Annotated in this window: 4 protein-coding genes; 2 read left to right on the forward strand and 2 right to left on the reverse strand. The window is 29.8% G+C overall.

The annotated features are described in order from the left end of the window. Positions 1-508 precede the first annotated feature (508 nt). On the reverse strand, positions 509-718 hold the full coding sequence (locus tag ACQCX0_RS03195; RefSeq protein WP_462562725.1) for a hypothetical protein: 210 nt from the start codon (positions 716-718) through the stop codon (positions 509-511). Positions 719-756: 38 nt separating this feature from the next. Then, positions 757-1,206 carry a helix-turn-helix domain-containing protein gene (locus ACQCX0_RS03200; RefSeq protein ID WP_462562726.1) on the reverse strand — a complete coding sequence of 150 codons (450 nt, stop codon included), beginning with the start codon at positions 1,204-1,206 and terminating at the stop codon, positions 757-759. Positions 1,207-1,344: 138 nt separating this feature from the next. Here ACQCX0_RS03200 and ACQCX0_RS03205 point away from each other — a divergent pair, with 138 nt between their 5' ends. Continuing rightward, positions 1,345-1,629, forward strand: coding sequence for a helix-turn-helix domain-containing protein (locus ACQCX0_RS03205; protein ID WP_462562727.1), 285 nt, complete (start codon positions 1,345-1,347; stop codon positions 1,627-1,629). A gap of 57 nt (positions 1,630-1,686) precedes the next feature. Then, positions 1,687-2,077 (forward strand): DNA-binding protein (locus ACQCX0_RS03210; RefSeq protein WP_462562728.1); only part of this gene is annotated, 391 nt, incomplete at its 3' end.

Below are 2,077 nucleotides of genomic sequence, written 5' to 3' on the forward strand. Positions count from 1 at the left end.
AAAGTTGTAATAGCGGATGACCTGTTAAGTAAGTTAGTAAAGCTAAGTCAGGGAAGAGTAAGAAGAGTTTGTGTAAATCTTGAACAAATTAAAACAGAGGCAGTATTAAATAATTGGCAGGAAGTAAATTTAAAGATATGGTGTCACTGGAAGAATTAAGTGGCACAAAGGGGTAGAAGTAGTACTGTATAGTAAATGAATCGGGATTAGATGGGAAGCATTGGGATATAAAGGGATTAAGGCATATTTTAGTGCCTTTTTTTATGAAAAAATAGAGATTTATAAAAAGTAAGAGAATAATTAAATGGCAGAGTGGGAAATTTTAAATGGCACAAAATGAAGTACCCAAAACCGCAGAAATCCGTAAAGCAGAATTTAGTATTATAAAACTTAGCGAACACCCTTGAAATGCTAATAAAATAAGGGAAAAGTGGGTAACAGTAGTCCATGTACTAAAAGGTGAGGGTTTTTAGTATTGATAGGTGATTTATAAGAAGAGGTTAGGATACTATTTTATATCTTTAATATCCAGTTCTAGTATGGTTTTACACCTCTTACACTTACATTCAATAATATTATTATTTAAGATATGAAATATTTTAGCTCTACAAGAAGCACATCTAATATCTTTAGGATATAAATTAGGCTTAATGTTAAGTTTATGGTTAGATTGCTTGGTTAAGGTAGTAATAGTTTGTTTAGATTTGATAGAATGCATAGGAACTCCTTTATAATTAAAAGGCACTCTATGGTTCTCTATGATTTATTATGTCTTAATGTTAACACAAGAGGTTTAAACTTTTCAAATATTTTTTTAATAGATTCTTTTTTATTATTTTCTTTATTCTCTTTTAGTTTGCTACTAACAAAGTCATAGGCTGCAATAAAGTAGCTACCGTCAATTACTATATCTTTCTCTCCTGCAAAGGTATAAGCTAAAGCAAATACTTCATTGAATAAATTAATATCTAGTGATTCTTCCTCGAATCCTTTTCCTAACACTAGCCAATCTAAAGATATGTTGGCAATATCACATATTTTATAGATAGTATATAAATCTGGGGAATTCTCACCTTTTATCCATCTACCAATAGTATTTTCATTAATATTTAATAGGGTCGCTAGTTTTTTTTGAGAACCAAAATTTTCTTTAGCTATAAGAACTATTTTTTGGGCAACAACTTTAATAAACTCTTCTTTTTGCATATCTAGCTTTTTTTATATTTTTATTGTTGACATCTTTAAATATGCAGACTAATATCTACATATAAGCTGATAATCAATATTGATTAAACAATATGAATATTGATAATAGCTTAAAAAGATTAAAAAAGGTTAAAAATCATGAATGAACAAGAAATCAAAATATTACTAATAAAAGCTGGTATTAGTTTTAGTGATATAGATAAAAAGTATAGTTTATCAAGAGGGACAGCCAGGTTAGCATTGAATATGCCTAATAAAAAAGGTGAAAAAGCTGTTGCCAAAATTCTAAATATGCGCCCTAAAGATATTTGGAAAGATAGGTATGATAAAAAGGGTAATAGGTTAAAACCTCAACCTAATTACTATTATAAAAAAACAACACACTTACATAATGAAAATAACTTTAAGTGTGTCGAAAAATAGAGAATTTTAAAGAACGACACAGTTAGTATAAATGGCTAAAGATAAGAGTTTTTATAAATGAATGAAGAAATTAAGTGTGTCGTTAAAAAAGAATGGTTTAGCTGTAGAGAATTAGCAAAAATGAGACTAGAAAATTTACCCAGAGAGCATAAAAATATCTTTATAAAAGCTAAGAAGGAATCTTGGAAGAGTAGACCACGCAAGGCAAGAGGAGGAGGCTATGAGTACCACCTCAGCAGTTTACCCCTCCAGGCGAGGTTAGAGTTAATAACGAAGTTAGGGATAAAGGAGGGTCTGGAAGTTAAAGTAGAGAATCAAGAAACAAAAGAGAAAGCTAGTAAGGAATATAGCGAATTAGTAGCAAAATCAGGAAATAGTGAGCTGACCCTAAAGAAAATAAAGGAAGCAAAAGTAAAAGAGATGGTAATAGAAAAGATAGAACTACTAA

The sequence above is a fragment of the Candidatus Hepatincolaceae symbiont of Strigamia maritima genome, assembly GCF_055505085.1.

Bases quoted from the DNA above. Each gene is read 5' to 3' on its own strand.
- ACQCX0_RS03195 (WP_462562725.1), bottom strand. From the start codon at position 718: ATGCATTCTATCAAATCTAAACAAACTATTACTACCTTAACCAAGCAA.
- ACQCX0_RS03200 (WP_462562726.1), bottom strand. From the start codon at position 1,206: ATGCAAAAAGAAGAGTTTATTAAAGTTGTTGCCCAAAAAATAGTTCTT.
- ACQCX0_RS03205 (WP_462562727.1), top strand. From the start codon at position 1,345: ATGAATGAACAAGAAATCAAAATATTACTAATAAAAGCTGGTATTAGT.